Here is a 14,259-nt window from a genome sequence, read left to right as displayed (position 1 = left end):
CTCTCCTCTATAAGTTTTTGGGCATGAAAAAAGAGCCGCGCATAATCGCACGACCCTCATTCGCATTTGTATTAAGTTGGATATTTACGTTAAATTTTCAACACTATAAATTAGTTAGTAGACATAACAGTACTTTTAGGAACCACTTATTTTTTTAGATTCCTATTTTCAGCCATATAACTCGATTTAGACCGATTTACACTTCGGGAAATAAACGAAAATTATCCGTTTTTTAGATAAAGTTCGAACTCCCGTTTACACCGGTTTTCTCCGTTTTTCATACGTTGCCGATCAGCGTAAAATAAGGTAAACTATTCGGCCGTCTGGCGCTATTTACTCGCTGTCTTGTTCGTTTTCATCCACGAATTTAATATCGATCGTTAGATCACCGTCGATGTTGATATCGTGATTATCACGCCACACTTCGCGTCTACGGTTCTTTAACCAAAACTGCTGCGCTCGTACGTCCGGCTTGGCGTACTTCTTAACCGATACGATTTCGCCTTTGTGCGATACCGTTTCCTCGGTGTAGTAGTAACCGATAGCGTTCTGATACAGCTTCGATTCTACGTGGTCATTCGTTAGGTCTTTGAAGCCTCGTATGGTCTCGGAAAATTCTTCGCGTTCCTTCATGTAAACCGCCCAAGAATCCGGATTAATGTCGATTATCCTCGCGATATCAACGTCCGTTTTTCCTTCCAGAATCCATTTACGAATGTTCCCGTTATCCAAATGCGGTTGAACGTGCGTATCGAATTTACTCGGCCGTCCTCGTTTCTTTTCTGTCATTTCCGTTCACTCCTTCGTTTATTTTCAAGGCTACCGTCAGGCATGCGATAGCCCCGTTTCAAGCGCCTATAACGGCTTATTTTCGGTCCATTTTGTCAAGACAATCGATAGGTCATCCGACATCGAATACGCCCAGAAAAGCTTTCTAGAGACGGGATGAACCGCCTTAAAAGACGGCTCGATTCCCTGCTCCTTAATGAATTTCATAAGAGGTATTGAAAAGCATCTGTAGATTTTAGGTTCCATGATCGTTACACTCCTTTTTCGTATAACTGTTCGTACTTCTCCGGTGAGTGAATTGTCTTTTCACCTGTCTGAATATTTACCGAAAACACATCGTATATTTTATTTGCGTTTACCTTGTTGACAGTTTCAGGATCTTCGGTTATACTGATTATGTTATAATAAGGGTCAACTCTGTAAACTTTCGTATTTGAAAAAGAAAAATTATTAAAGATAGTCTCTTTGAATACCATTTCACCTGTGTGTTTATTGGCCGTAAACACTTTGCAAGGTGGGTTCTTTAAAAGAGAGTATCTTTCTTTTCTTTCTCTGTTTCTTTCTATCTTTTCATAATCTCTCTTTGAAAAGACGATTCGCTGGTTCCTCTCCAATTTTATCGCCTCATACCGTTCTTTTAACCAATATACTCGATCCTCAATTAAACTGGATATACGGCTTAAAATGCTTAAGTCTAAACTAACCTCTGTATGGGAGTGTAGCCATGATGTGTATTTTCTCAGATTGTTGTCTTTAAGACCGGAATAAACTAATTCATTTACATAATAAGCTTTATCCCCTTGGACATCATAAATTGTTTTAGCGTGTTCTTTAATCCAACTGCTTAATCTTTTATTCTGAGAAACTAGATTCTTATCATCATACAAAATTTCCAAGAATGGTTCTAACGCTTCTAATTCATCTTCTATAGATTGTTCTCGGAAACTCTTGGCTGTACCACTTGGATGTTCTTTGTACCACTCTTTCATAGTTCGCTCGTATATTCTCTGAAGCATTTCTTTGATCTTAGGTTTGGTTTGCCCGGCAGCAAATACTACATCGTCTGATAGATAACCTGACTCCTTCAAATAATCCATTTCCAGAAGGCAATCAACTAATTGATTTTGTTTCCGTGTGAGGAATGTTGATTTATTCGCTTTGAACCAAGTTACGAAAGGACTATTAGCATATTCGTGAACAGTTGTCCATAAACTGCTAGTAACCTCGTCAACTAAAGAGTGAGTATATTCACCTTTTTCGTTGTAACGTTCTATGCCTAAAGAATCTTTCTTAATCGTGTAAATATGCCTTTCGGAGATACCAGTTTCATTTGATACCTTGCGCTTTACTCCAAAATCATCATTAGACAGCGTAGAAATGTCACCTTGTGCACGTAGAATAATAGACTTCATAAGTCTACGCCTGTTAATTAAGTCCGATCTATCAACAATTGATTCCCACGAAGTTCCTTCTTCTGGCTCAAAGGTAAGGACAGCTTCCCAGGCGCTTGCCATGTACTGCTGATACACGTCTTCTTTTTCTACTTTACCTTTAAGTTTGTTAGCTAATTTGCTGGAGTTCATTGCGAGCATCGGTTCAATCACCACTACCCGATGTTCAACAGGATCAACTTCTTTGTTAACACGTACTTCAAATAACTGCTTTACTAATTCTTCTTTTAATAAATTTTTACTCATCAATTACCTCCTGAATTTTAGTAAAAGCACCCACAGGCAGCCTATATCGTGACCACCCTCTCACTTTATACAGATGGTCAGAATGCCGAATTAAAGGGCGGTGCGACACTTTTCTACCGTCTTTTCTTGTACTTCTTCGAATAATCTTTCTATTATTTCTTTTAGCGTAGTCACTTGTATTTACATATTCACGTTTAATCTTTTAGAAGTAATTAAGCTTTTAACAAAGCTTTACGTAACGTCTATTTTTATGATAATAAAAATTGGCGTAATCTTTATTGTTATTAATTCGTTATTATTAAAGATTGTTATTATTATAGTGGACTTAACGGCACTCAATCGAATGGACTTAACGGCACTTGATTAAGTGGACTTAACGGCACTCGGTCACTTTTCCGGAATGTACAACGGCATGTACAGCTTCTTCGTATGTCCGTACCACTTACGCCTCTCCGTCACGAGTAGCCCTTCCGCCTTTAAAATATCGCATAGTCCTTTGATACGACTGCGCTTAATACCGAGATCCCTCTCGATAGCATCCACGGTTGGGTACGCCCACATATACGTATCTTTATCGATTTCACCGTTAACATGAGCGTGTAGGTACCCGAATAATGCGATACAATCACGTGCTGTACGGCCGTCATACTTTACGGTAAGTCCCGGTAAAGTTTTACGATACAAATCGTGTGGGATCGGTGTGTATCCGACCCCGTTTTCCTTTGCGAGTACATACGCTTTCTGGTTAAATGCCTTCGCTTGCTTTTCGTTCATAAATCGGCCCCTCTCGTTTGCTTTTCGATAAATTTTCGCTAAATAAAGTTCGCAAATTAAGGCTTCATTCGGTTCACCCCGCGGCTTTCGATTCGAATAACCTTAGTAGAAACTCTCTGCCCATTTGCGTAAATCTTCGGTGGTAAATAACCCTACCGTTATCCAGTACGTCTTGCTTAATTTCTACGTAGCCCTTATCGGCATATTTGCTGTAAAACACCCAAGTTCCATTTTGATTGAACTGTATTTTTCTCGCAGCCAAGTCTTTATTTAAAGCTGACGCAGACTTGAAACCTAGTTCTTTCGCAATCTCGGTTGCGGTATACGTTTTTGTCACATGCGTAAGTATATTAACGGTTTTCTCGGCTTCCAGTCGCTTACTTTTCTCCTCTTTTAATGCTGAAATTAAACCGATCATGTAATCCGGGTCATTGAGCGTTTTCTCCAAGACGTCATCCGTCATATAGGCACCATGTTTACGAATTGTAGGAAGCACATCCTGTTTTACCCATTTCTTAAAAGCCCTAGCTTCTTGCTTCCGACTAGCAAAAATGATTTCATACAACCCCGATTCATTTATGATGTTCACCTTACCCTGACGACCTATGTTGAACATAGACCGTTCATCTTCTTCTAAACGTTGCAGGGCTTGGGTGACATTTTGAATATCAAGGATTTTACAAACATCACTCGCAACAAACCAAACATCATTTTTGTTAATAACCGTCCTAACTTCATTCCCTGAGTAACTAAACACTTTTTGTAATTCGTTCATTTGAACACTCTCCTTATTTTTTATTTCGTACTCATGAACAGACTGAATGCTGCAATAACATTTTCTTCAGTTAAATTTAGAACTTCTTTGATCTTTTTATCCATGTTCTTTGTTATAGGTTTTTTACCGGTTTCCATTTGAGTTATATAACTTTGATGAACCCCTAACATCTCAGCAAGCTCTTTTTGTGGTAACTCTCGATTTACGCGAATAATCTTCAATAACTTTCCGGTCAACATCGCATCACCTCCCTTCAGTTTTTTGCTCCACACAAAATATACCGAGTGAAACTGTAAAACTGCGCGCGATTTCGTAATAAATAATTACTTTTCTAATGTATACATTGCAGCTAACTGCCATTTCGCGCAGCCTTACACACTGGATAATAAGCCTCAACTTTCTTTTTCGCGCACATTATTTTTAAATAATCACTTATTTCGACGTTTCTTAATCCAAACTCGCGCGGGTATTTAACAAAAAAAAGACGCCTCAATTACTTAGGCGTCCTATCCTGCTTAAAATTGTCACCCTACTGGCGGTTTTGGTCCGGAATTTACGATTACTAATGCAAGTACCGCAGCAAAGTATAAAAACTTTTTCATATAATCACCGCCCTCTTGCGACTTTTAACGTCTTTCGCCAGGACGTGCAGATTACGAGCATCGTAGTTTAGTAACGGCTCTTAACGCTGACTTACGCTCACCTAATCTACATAACTGCTTTTGCGGTAACTGAGCGAAATAAATATCACCTTGAGCCATAAACTCACCGATTGAATTCCAAAGGACGTCAGGATCTCCACTTGCAAGGCCGAGGAAGTATGTAGCGAACGGTCCTGGTTCGTTCTCTTCGTCTAACAACGCTTTGGTAAGTTCGTAATCACCGCTTAAAGCCGCGGCATACGCTTTGTTACCGATAGCAGACGGATTTGTTTCTAGTCCGAAATGAACACGACCAAACTCGATGTTATATAACGCGTATTCTAGTAAGTGATCGGACGCGTTAGTACCTTTCAGCGTGTTATACGCACTTTGTAGATTCGTTAAACACTCCGTTTCTGATTCGAAAAAGTACGACATACCTAACACGTAGAACGCATTTGACCGTAACTTGTCCGCAAATGAACATTGAGTAACGATTCCGGCATAGTACCGAGCTTTCTTGAGGTCGTTACGTTGTAAATAGCCGTGTGAATACATTTCCGCCAGTCGAACCATAAAGCACTCGCGAATGAACGGATCAGGTAACGTCTGTATACGTCCTTCAACCGAGCGAGACAGCTCATACATTGCCGTGTAGCGACCGTCCATAAAAGCACCATAAGCCTCGATAATACGTAACAACACGTTAACCTCATCGTATTTCGTTAGTTTCATGCCACGGGCTGCCTCCGAAAGTTCGGGACCGTTGAGTTTACCGGTTTTCATTGCGTAAATTAACTCGTATACCTCCGCGAATTTTTCAGCGTTTCGGTTCCAGACCGGTACGTTATCGAGTAAGTCACGCAAGAAACGGTTATCACCCGAAATTGCCGAGAATTCTAGCGCTTGTTTGTAGGAATACGGTAATACGATTTCTCCACGCCATTTATACAAAATCTCTTTGTAATCTTCACCGTAAAAATATTGCGCTATCTTCAGCAAACTTACGAACGGCAGCGTAGAGTTTCCGGTAAAATACTTCGATGCGGAGCTGCGATCTAATCCGATAAGGTCAGCGATATCTTTTTGTTTAACACCGTGTATCTCCATTTGGCTTAATATCTGAATACGTACGTCCTTCATCGTTTACCCTCCATTCACGGCTGCGTTCTTGTAACGGTTTACTGGACAACTAACGGCTTGCCGACCGTTCTCTCCCCGATAACTCGCGACGCATTAATCGCTTGGCCAGATGTGCCTTTGCCCTTGACACACCGACATCACGATCACCGAACATTTTTTATTTAACGGCTTGAACCGTAATCACTAGCGATACCAACAAGAAAGCTACGGCAACGATTTGTAAACCTGTTATGACTGTCATTTCCTACAACCCCTTAGTTAGCTTAAGTTCAACTGACATCGGATCTTTCAAAAGAACATTAGATACAAACTCCCATGCGGTCATCGACTCAAGTTGCTGAACCAATTCATACACCGATTTCTTAAAGCTACGAGTCATTTTCAACTTACCGAGATTCATCGAAGGTCCTTCAGCAATTACCACGCTGTACTTTTCAGTGTCCTTAACTTTCACCAAGTAGGCCTCGTTATAATTGTTTTTGTAGATAGCGTAAGAACCAATTTGATACCCTTTGAACGTTTCAGTGTTGTCTTCTGGAAAATCAGATTCCGGCAAAATGAACATTACTTGTACGGACGGGAATTCCGCACTAACAGGGATAAGTGGCATACTTAACATCTCCTTTAAATTTCAAATTACTAATGTGTAATTAGCTTGTACCCTTATATTACTAATTAGTAATTGGAAAGTCAACCCCTATTGACGAAAAAATTTCAAATGTGTAATATGTAATTAGAAAGTATAGATATCGGAGGTAACAAAAATGCCGAAATATACAGCAAAACCCCGTATGAATGAGATACGTAAAGAAAAAGGAATTAACGGAAAAGAACTGGCTCAAATGGCCGGAGTAACAGAACCGACGATCAGTAGATTCGATAGTCAAAAACGATATGACATCGATGTACTGGTTTCGGTAAGTAGAGCATTAGACGTACCAATGCAAGAGCTTTTCACCATAGAACAGAATAAAGACGAAAAATAAGCCCCTCAATTAAGAGGAGCTTTTTATTTTGCCTATATTCCGACTGCTAACGTACCTAGTTGCTTGAGGATCTTAATAAATATCGGTGACATTTGAATTAAGATATAAACTAACGAAACTTTACCGATTCCTTCCCATACTTCGCCCTGATCCCGAAAGAACCCCATAAATAATTTGAATACGATCATTGCGCTGGCCACTGGAAACGAAATCGTAACGACTAAATCTATTAACGGGTCGAATATGTGCGCCATTGCCGCGATTATCTCACCGGCTGCTTTATCGGCTATTCCTGCGGTCGGTATCGCCTGGACCGACTCAGCTGCGAAAGCTTTAGGCGCGAAGACTAACGGTAGCATAGTACCGGTCGCTATCGCTTTCAGATTCGGTTTTTTAGCCGCCTTAGTGTTTTTGTACTCACCGGACATAAACTCGCTAAATTTAATCGTTTCTGTACGTTTGAACACGTTAATCACTCCTCATTTTCTTAACGTAGGTCATCAAATGTATAAACTTCATGCTGCAGACCGCCACACATCTCCTTCAACTGCTTTCTACGGTATTCACTTGTCGTAATCCAAACTAACTCCGGAAATTTACGAAAAAAGTTAGGATCGTTTTGAAAGATACCCGCCACTTCAATCGCCTTGTAACGTTCAATTTTCAATTTGTTTTTATATATTTTTTGTTCGTTATCAACTTCGAGAATGTACGAGATCCCGTTAACCTTAAACAACGCATCACACACGATTCTGTTTTTCTTGTTGTTGGCATCTTCAATCGTTAACTCATTTCGCCAGTAATCCGGACATTGAAAGGCAATGTAAACCTGACTACGCATGATGTAATGGCGTGCTTGAATCGTTTTCTTTCTGATACGTTGGCAACCGATTTTATGGCGTCCTTCAGCGTTTAAATAGTAAATCGTGTCATAACCGTCTCTAAAACTAGATAGATACGGCTTCATTTCGAGTAAAAACCGGTTTGTGCTGCGTACGCTGGTAAACTCGAGTAACGTTTGAATCTGATCGCGATTAAGATAATCCATTTTCTTTAAGTACAAGAGAAGACTTTCCTCGCGGTGTAATCTCGTTTGCATCCGTTTCCCTCGCTTTCAGTACGATATTCGGTTTTATACGTGTTTCTATTTCCGCATTACTCATATAAGGCGTCTGTACGGTCGTACATTTAACGTGTTTGTAGATGGCGCGACCTTTTATCATCGGTAGGTCTTCCGCACCGCCCTGGTCTAATACGGCTAATGAGGCGTTGTTTGAATCGAGTACGAACGTTAGTCGAGTCGGTATATTACGTTTAACATCGATTGGAATCGTACGTGAAGTAGGATATTGCGTGCTGTAAATCGGATAGAAACCGGCTGCTCTCCCTCTACGAGCGATGTCCGTAAGTAATTCAATACAAGCCGGATCCTGAGCGATGTCTGCGCCCTCGTCGATAATTACGAAATGACGATGAGGTATTTTCGCTTCTTTGACGTCTTCAAACCCTTCATCGATAAAGTTCCGGTACATGGCCGTCATATCTTCCTTAACGCTTTCTAAAGCCGTTTTTGCGTCTTCCGGGTTATAACCGACGTATTTAACTTGCTTCAGCTTTTCAAACCTCTTAAATGCCGCCCCTTCTTTGAGATCGATTAACGTAAAGGAAACATTTTTCGGATTATTTAAAACGAGTACCGAAATCAACATCTTCAGAAAGAACGACTTACCGTAACCAGGAGTACCAGCCACAATTAACGAGTACAAGTCGTCGAAATCGTGGTACATAACCTTTCCATTACGTGTATGACCGATAGGAACGGACCATGTACCGGGTTTTAATAACGACGGATCCCAATCGATTTTAGCCGGCATCGGTTCGTTGTATATACGTATCTTTAACATTCCATCGAAAGCGAGTTCGACTTCTTTACGTGGTTTCTTAGCGTTGATAACCGTTTTTAATTGCTTAACCGTACGAACGTCTCTTAGCGCTTTCCAATCGATCGACCGGCTGGTTACGTTTAATCCGTCCTCTAATACGTGAATTTTTTCTTCGACCTTTTTACGATCGAAAGCCAACGGTAATTGGTAAACGTATTCTGTACCGCCTGGTATCCGACGTTTTCTACGTATCCTAATCGGTTTGGGTAAACCGTTATCCTTTCCGACCCAACCGGCGTTAGCAAATATTCGTTGTATTTTAGCAGCATCGTTTAACCCAACGTGCTTCTTAACGTAGCCAACGCCCAGTAACGAAGCCATGAAAGCAGACGTAACAAATTCGAATAGCATCGTAGCACCACTCTCCTTTCGGTATTACGGTGTAATAGTCCCCCGGAATAAGTACGCTTGGAAAACCCGTCTATGCTACGTGATTAATAGATTGTTAGCGTCCTGATTGTCGACTAATCAAGAAACCGAAAGAGTACGTTGTTTAGGACGTTAGACTTAGCCACCAATTAAGCGTGTAATTAAGTCTATTAAAAGGAAAACTTGTCATATTCGTAGAATTTTTAAAAAGGTTCTAATTTTTTTGCGAAATGTTGGAAAAGCACCTTTGATTATTTAGGGAGGGTTTAAATCTAATGGAGTACAATAATAAACGAACAAATTTAAGAAAGTTTCTCGATCTACACGGATGTAGTCAAGAGGATTTAGTGCTCACTTCGAGAGTTTCACGTAACACTATTAGCAAGGCTTGTACTGACAAAGATTACATGCCTAGTTCGGGGGTTATGAAGAAGATTTTGTTAGCGATTCGAAAAATTGATCCTAATGCAAAAGCTAGTGATTTTTGGGACATGTAAAAAAAGCCCATATTACGGGCCTTAAGACTGACTTACTAATACATTTTTTTATTTAGATCCTTTACAAACTTTGCTAAGGCCCTTCTTCGGTACATATCTTGACCCTGATCTATATTAATAGGCGTATCAGGAACATTTATTTCAAAATGAGTACCATCAATAAAAGTAACTTTAGCAAAGTTTAATTCGTCATAATCTAACGTATATTGATTTATAGTTATTAAAACATTTTTAATGTTCCGTATAGAGTAGTAATTAATATCCATTTTATTTTTAATTTCACCTTCAACCAATTCATAGACAGTTACTACATACAATTTAGAATCATCGACGAAATAAACATTAAGTGCGATGCCTTTTTCGGGGTTTAGTACCTCAATCGGCTTTTTAATGTTTGAGAAATTACTTTCAAACGCATAAGCAAATCGAACAACAGGACCGCCATGCCGTTTTTGAAATAATCTCTCCACCATATCCCGATACTTTAGATTAGCACCGGCTTTTGTTAACTCTTCTTCTTTTAACTGTTCTTTAATAATATCCTTTGAATATTTATTCTTCATTTTTTCTACTACCAGTTTTTAATGAGTTGGCTTCTATCGCCTCTTCTCGCTTCTCTTGAGCTAATATTTCCGCAATGTAAGGCGCTAAAGTTCTTGCAAAGTTATCCATGGCCTGTTTACTGGGTCGTTTACGTTTTTCCATTAGTTACATTTCCTTCGCGATTTATTTTTGTTGCTCTAACTCCGCCTCTTTTGCTTTACGCTTCCTAATAATCTCAGCTACGTAAGGGGATATTGTCCTAGCGAAGTTATCTCTCGCTTCCTTCGATGGTATTTTTCTTTTCTCCACTTTTAATCGCCTCCGCTCTTTCCTCATTAAGGATCCGAATAATTATTGGTGTGAGATTTTCCACAAATTTATTTAAGACAGATTGCGGTGGTCGCTTATATTCCATTCATTTCACCTCCTATAAAGAAGGTTAACCAACGTTTTTGCGTGTTAATCTCGCTAGATATTCGTTAGTCTCGCGCGTTGTTGCGTTAATTCCGAATTCCATATCGTAAAGCTCATCGTAATACATCTCGTCCAATTTAGCGTTAACCACCCCGTAATAGTACCCGATAGGTTTCTTACGAATTGCCCCCGACTTTAATTTACCGATCATTTGTTTAAATGCAGAAATAGCCACGTCTAATAAAGCGTTCGTGTCATACGCCTTGTAGTTCGCTATTAACGCCATTCGCCAGTATTCTTCTATTGTCTTAGCGTTGTCCCAAAAACAGCGCACAAGTTTAGTAAACGGTTGTGGGACCGATTCAGAGACATATGTATGATTTAAGTCGTGCTTACGTATTATTTTAGTTTTAGATATTAAGGTTTCTTTAAGTTCAATACCCTTTTCGTTCTTACTCTCACATGCAGTTTCGGACTCAACACGCCTGGACATTTCCGACTGGTCAATCGTTGTAATCACGCATATATCGTAACCCCTACCGCCTTGTTTTCTTATCGTAGGTATTCGGTTAATCACGTTAAGCTCATCGAGTAACTTTAGCGCTCTCCTAACGGTCTTCTCCGACTTATCGATTGCTTTAGCCAACGTAGCAACCTTTAGCCATGAAACGCCTAATACTACGCAGCTATACCGTGATAGAGTCTTAAGTACGGTTACAGCCGTTTTAGTTAATGATGACGCGTTGAAATAAAGATGCTGCCGAACAGCTTCGTTTAAGTCTGCGAGCGTGTTAAACGACTGATGCTCACGATATTGGTCATACGTCCATTCCACGAATACCCCTCCGAATATGACCGGAGAAAAGCAATACCCATTCTTTAAATCACTTGAAACCGTAACAGATTCCATGTAAAATAAAGGCAAGTTCTTTATATGTAGGGATGGGTCGGTGTTAGCGCACCGGCTTTTCTCTGTCTTTTTTTTTATTTTTGTTTTACAAGTAATTACGTAAACTATTAGCCACTTCTTCTTTATCCAGGTGTAAATATCGTGTCGTCACGGCAATATCACTGTGTCCTAACGCTTTAGATATAAGAGCAATGTTCGCACCCTTACCTAATAAGTTCTTCGCAAATCCACGTCTTAACGCATGAGGATTAATATTCTTTAGACCGAAATCCTTAGCGTACTTCCCTAATCTTTTTATGAGGTTGTTGTTTGTTGGACTAGTTGCAATACGTCCACCATTTTTCGTAATAAAAAGTAAATCGTTATTTGTACGCGCTGCTTTTCTTACTAACTCGTTTTGCGTGATTAGAACATCGATCAGCCTCGCGAGTGTATCGTCAAAAGGTAAATGTATAGATTGGTGATTTTTCAGAATCCCGCCATCTATCTTCAATGTTTGAGCGTCAATATCTATGTGTTTTGTTTTTAAATTGGTTAAGGTACCGATACGTATCCCTGTTTGATACATCAATAAAATAGCCGTAGCATCTCGTAACTCTACGAATTTGGTTAGGTCGAGAAAGGACAGCAACATACGAATTTCACGTTCTGTAGCGCCTTCTTTAACGGGGTTGTCCACTTTAATACGGACGTTTCGCCAGTAATTCACGGTTATCCATCCGTTATCAAAACAACGGCTTAGAAACGCTTTAAGGCATTTTAAACGGGTGAGTTTCGTTTGGTTACTAACGTTCATAGACGATAGCCATTCGTATATATGATCGGTGTTTATATCTTCGAGGTTTTTAACTTCGGTTATCTTAGCGAAGTGACTGACGTGTAGTTCGTAGTCATTCATCGTTCGCTCACGTAGTCCTGAAGCGTGCATATGACGCAGAACTATCGATAACGCTTTTTCGAGGGTAAGTGCGGTTGTGTTACGTGTATTTGGTTGGGCGCTGAATACGCCAGTTAAATCGGCTTTAACGTGTAAAGACGGCTTACGTTTAGACACAAAAAACGCCTCCTAATTCGCTAGTTGACCGATTCAATGACCGTATCAATCCAACGTATTAAAAGGCGTTATATCAACGTTTTTAATCGTATTATGGCGTCCCAGGAGAGATTCGAACTCCCGACCGTACGCTTAGAAGGCGTATGCTCTATCCGGCTGAGCTACTGGGACATATGTATTGGAGCCCCTTTCGCATAGTAATGGCGCTTTCCGCAATTACCATGCGCTGCGGGCACACAGTGATTTGTTCCACCCGTCGACTGTGGATACAAATATATTTTTATCATGCATTTTAATTGTAAGATCTGTTAACTTCAGATGTAACTTTTCATGGACCATTTGAACGTGAGAAAAACAAATGGAGCGGGTGATGAGAATCGAACTCACGACCAGAGCTTGGAAGGCTCTTGTTTTACCACTAAACTACACCCGCAGACAATTTAGACCTTGTCGCGACGACATAACTAAATATACATGATATCTAAATTATAGTCAACCCATTTTCTCATCTTTTTTATTTTCTAACTGTTTTTTTTTCAAATGTTCTACTTAACTGATCGATACGTATACCATTGAGTGAATAAAAACTTACCGATATCCTATTATCTTCAATCTCCAACAACGCATATGTCTTTTCAAAAGAACCTCTAGGCAGCCTGATACTCCCAGGATTGATAAAGATCATTCCCTCACGTTCAAAGGCTTCAGCTACGTGTGAATGCCCAAAACAAGCAATTGCTGCACCTGTTTCCTCTGCCCTGTATGCTAGTGAAAGATAAGACATTTTTACATCGTATAAATGACCATGTGTTATATATATACAAGTATCTCCCAACAGCTCAATGGCTTCGTTAGGAAAATCATCGCCTAAATAATCCATATTACCTTTAACCGTTACAAATCCAGACATTTCTTTAGATGATGTCGAAAGCTCTGAATCACCGCAATGAATCATAAGATCTACTTCATTTTGATAGCGGCTCTTTAATGTTTCTAACTCATCTGTTAACCCGTGACTATCACTAACGATTAAGGCTTTTCCCATAAGAGATCCTCCTCATTGATCAGTTTTTTTAGTTTTTCCAAAGCTATTGCTCTATGACTAATTTTTTTTTTTTCTTCTTTTGCTAACTCTGCCATCGAACGATTTAATTGAGGAAGAAAGAAAATCGGATCATACCCGAAACCTTCCGTTCCCTTTTTTTCTCTTAAAATCTGACCTTTACACTCCCCTTTTACAACTAGCGTTTCTTTTTGAGGTCTCGCAAAAGCCAAAGCACATACAAACTGAGCGTTTCTATCGTTATCTTCAACATTCTGAAGTTCTTCTAAGACTTTGTTCATGTTCTCTTCATCACTTTTATGTATACCTGCATACCTAGCTGAATAAACGCCAGGTCGTCCTTCTAAAGCATGGATCTCTAATCCTGAGTCATCCGCGATAACAGGAATATTCATCTGTTTAGAGATGGTTTCAGCTTTTAAAATAGCGTTCTCTTCAAAAGTGACTCCAGTTTCTTCAACGTCAGGACTTCCTTCAATATCGTTTAAAGAGAGAATCTCAACGCCAAGACTTCCTAACATCGATTGAAATTCTTTAGCTTTACCTCTATTTTTCGTTGCAACTAAAATTTTCATGTGGTTTATTCCTCCGATAAAAGTAGATCTTAACATAGTGAATGATTATGTAAATTCCTATTATAAATATGGACAAAACAAAAAAG

The 14,259-nt window shown here is 39.6% G+C and carries 19 protein-coding genes and 2 tRNA genes; 1 reads left to right on the top strand and 20 read right to left on the bottom strand.

The annotated features are described in order from the left end of the window. Positions 1 to 333 precede the first annotated feature (333 nt). From IHV11_RS03595 to IHV11_RS03560, 8 genes are all read right to left on the bottom strand, one after another. Positions 334 to 789, bottom strand: a complete 456-nt coding sequence (locus IHV11_RS03595) for a hypothetical protein (RefSeq protein WP_197193712.1) — start codon at positions 787 to 789, stop codon at positions 334 to 336. A 66-nt stretch (positions 790 to 855) separates the two neighbouring features. Continuing rightward, positions 856 to 1,035 carry a hypothetical protein gene (locus IHV11_RS03590; protein ID WP_197193711.1) on the bottom strand — a complete coding sequence of 60 codons (180 nt, stop codon included), beginning with the start codon at positions 1,033 to 1,035 and terminating at the stop codon, positions 856 to 858. A 5-nt stretch (positions 1,036 to 1,040) separates the two neighbouring features. Next, on the bottom strand, positions 1,041 to 2,486 hold the full coding sequence (locus IHV11_RS03585; protein WP_197193710.1) for a hypothetical protein: 1,446 nt from the start codon (positions 2,484 to 2,486) through the stop codon (positions 1,041 to 1,043). A gap of 387 nt (positions 2,487 to 2,873) precedes the next feature. Beyond that, entirely contained in the window at positions 2,874 to 3,260 is a 387-nt protein-coding gene (locus IHV11_RS03580; RefSeq protein WP_197193709.1) for a hypothetical protein, read from the bottom strand. Positions 3,261 to 3,333: 73 nt separating this feature from the next. After that, positions 3,334 to 4,035, bottom strand: coding sequence for a BRO family protein (locus IHV11_RS03575; RefSeq protein WP_197193708.1), 702 nt, complete (start codon positions 4,033 to 4,035; stop codon positions 3,334 to 3,336). A gap of 20 nt (positions 4,036 to 4,055) precedes the next feature. Beyond that, positions 4,056 to 4,274: a helix-turn-helix domain-containing protein gene (locus tag IHV11_RS03570; RefSeq protein ID WP_197193707.1), complete on the bottom strand. Its 219-nt coding sequence runs from the start codon at positions 4,272 to 4,274 to the stop codon at positions 4,056 to 4,058. 414 nt (positions 4,275 to 4,688) lie between these two features. Then, positions 4,689 to 5,819 carry an AimR family lysis-lysogeny pheromone receptor gene (locus IHV11_RS03565; RefSeq protein WP_197193706.1) on the bottom strand — a complete coding sequence of 377 codons (1,131 nt, stop codon included), beginning with the start codon at positions 5,817 to 5,819 and terminating at the stop codon, positions 4,689 to 4,691. Between the two features lie 244 nt (positions 5,820 to 6,063). Then, the gene (locus IHV11_RS03560) at positions 6,064 to 6,429 is read right to left on the bottom strand and encodes a hypothetical protein (RefSeq protein ID WP_197193705.1); all 366 of its coding nucleotides are present in this window, start codon (positions 6,427 to 6,429) and stop codon (positions 6,064 to 6,066) included. 154 nt (positions 6,430 to 6,583) lie between these two features. Between IHV11_RS03560 and IHV11_RS03555 the strand changes: the two genes are divergently transcribed. After that, positions 6,584 to 6,805 carry a helix-turn-helix domain-containing protein gene (locus IHV11_RS03555; RefSeq protein ID WP_231620184.1) on the top strand — a complete coding sequence of 74 codons (222 nt, stop codon included), beginning with the start codon at positions 6,584 to 6,586 and terminating at the stop codon, positions 6,803 to 6,805. A 32-nt stretch (positions 6,806 to 6,837) separates the two neighbouring features. Here IHV11_RS03555 and IHV11_RS03550 read toward each other — a convergent pair whose 3' ends face one another. The 12 genes from IHV11_RS03550 to IHV11_RS03495 all read right to left on the bottom strand — a co-directional run bounded on the left by IHV11_RS03550 (position 6,838) and on the right by IHV11_RS03495 (position 14,173). After that, complete coding sequence (locus IHV11_RS03550) at positions 6,838 to 7,164, bottom strand: hypothetical protein (RefSeq protein WP_197193704.1); 327 nt, start codon at positions 7,162 to 7,164, stop codon at positions 6,838 to 6,840. Between the two features lie 128 nt (positions 7,165 to 7,292). Then, positions 7,293 to 7,868: a replication-relaxation family protein gene (locus tag IHV11_RS03545; RefSeq protein ID WP_197193703.1), complete on the bottom strand. Its 576-nt coding sequence runs from the start codon at positions 7,866 to 7,868 to the stop codon at positions 7,293 to 7,295. Beyond that, positions 7,840 to 9,099, bottom strand: coding sequence for an FtsK/SpoIIIE domain-containing protein (locus IHV11_RS03540; protein ID WP_197193702.1), 1,260 nt, complete (start codon positions 9,097 to 9,099; stop codon positions 7,840 to 7,842). The genes IHV11_RS03545 and IHV11_RS03540 overlap by 29 nt, the downstream gene beginning before the upstream one ends. A gap of 550 nt (positions 9,100 to 9,649) precedes the next feature. Continuing rightward, positions 9,650 to 10,177 (bottom strand): hypothetical protein, encoded by a 528-nt coding sequence (locus IHV11_RS03535; protein ID WP_197193701.1) that lies wholly within the window; start codon positions 10,175 to 10,177, stop codon positions 9,650 to 9,652. After that, on the bottom strand, positions 10,167 to 10,319 hold the full coding sequence (locus IHV11_RS03530) for a hypothetical protein (RefSeq protein WP_197193700.1): 153 nt from the start codon (positions 10,317 to 10,319) through the stop codon (positions 10,167 to 10,169). Before IHV11_RS03530 ends, IHV11_RS03535 begins: the two co-directional genes overlap by 11 nt. Before the next feature lie 106 nt (positions 10,320 to 10,425). Then, a complete protein-coding gene (locus IHV11_RS03525) occupies positions 10,426 to 10,572 on the bottom strand; it encodes a hypothetical protein (RefSeq protein WP_197193699.1) in 147 nt (48 codons plus the stop codon). Positions 10,573 to 10,596: 24 nt separating this feature from the next. Further along, positions 10,597 to 11,406, bottom strand: a complete 810-nt coding sequence (locus tag IHV11_RS03520) for a helix-turn-helix domain-containing protein (protein ID WP_197193698.1) — start codon at positions 11,404 to 11,406, stop codon at positions 10,597 to 10,599. Between the two features lie 160 nt (positions 11,407 to 11,566). Beyond that, positions 11,567 to 12,535 carry a tyrosine-type recombinase/integrase gene (locus IHV11_RS03515; protein WP_197193697.1) on the bottom strand — a complete coding sequence of 323 codons (969 nt, stop codon included), beginning with the start codon at positions 12,533 to 12,535 and terminating at the stop codon, positions 11,567 to 11,569. Positions 12,536 to 12,629: 94 nt separating this feature from the next. Further along, positions 12,630 to 12,706: transfer RNA gene (locus IHV11_RS03510), tRNA-Arg, on the bottom strand. 188 nt (positions 12,707 to 12,894) lie between these two features. Continuing rightward, positions 12,895 to 12,968, bottom strand: a tRNA-Gly gene (locus IHV11_RS03505). An 81-nt stretch (positions 12,969 to 13,049) separates the two neighbouring features. Beyond that, complete coding sequence (locus IHV11_RS03500) at positions 13,050 to 13,580, bottom strand: metallophosphoesterase family protein (protein ID WP_197189543.1); 531 nt, start codon at positions 13,578 to 13,580, stop codon at positions 13,050 to 13,052. Further along, positions 13,565 to 14,173 carry an XTP/dITP diphosphatase gene (locus IHV11_RS03495; RefSeq protein ID WP_197193696.1) on the bottom strand — a complete coding sequence of 203 codons (609 nt, stop codon included), beginning with the start codon at positions 14,171 to 14,173 and terminating at the stop codon, positions 13,565 to 13,567. Before IHV11_RS03495 ends, IHV11_RS03500 begins: the two co-directional genes overlap by 16 nt. Positions 14,174 to 14,259 lie beyond the last annotated feature (86 nt).

Source organism: Fictibacillus sp. 26RED30 (genome assembly GCF_015903845.1).
Lineage (GTDB): Bacteria > Bacillota > Bacilli > Bacillales > Fictibacillaceae > Fictibacillus > Fictibacillus phosphorivorans.
The sequence above is the reverse complement of the archived record's forward strand: the minus strand, read 5'-3'. Positions and strand labels throughout refer to the sequence as shown.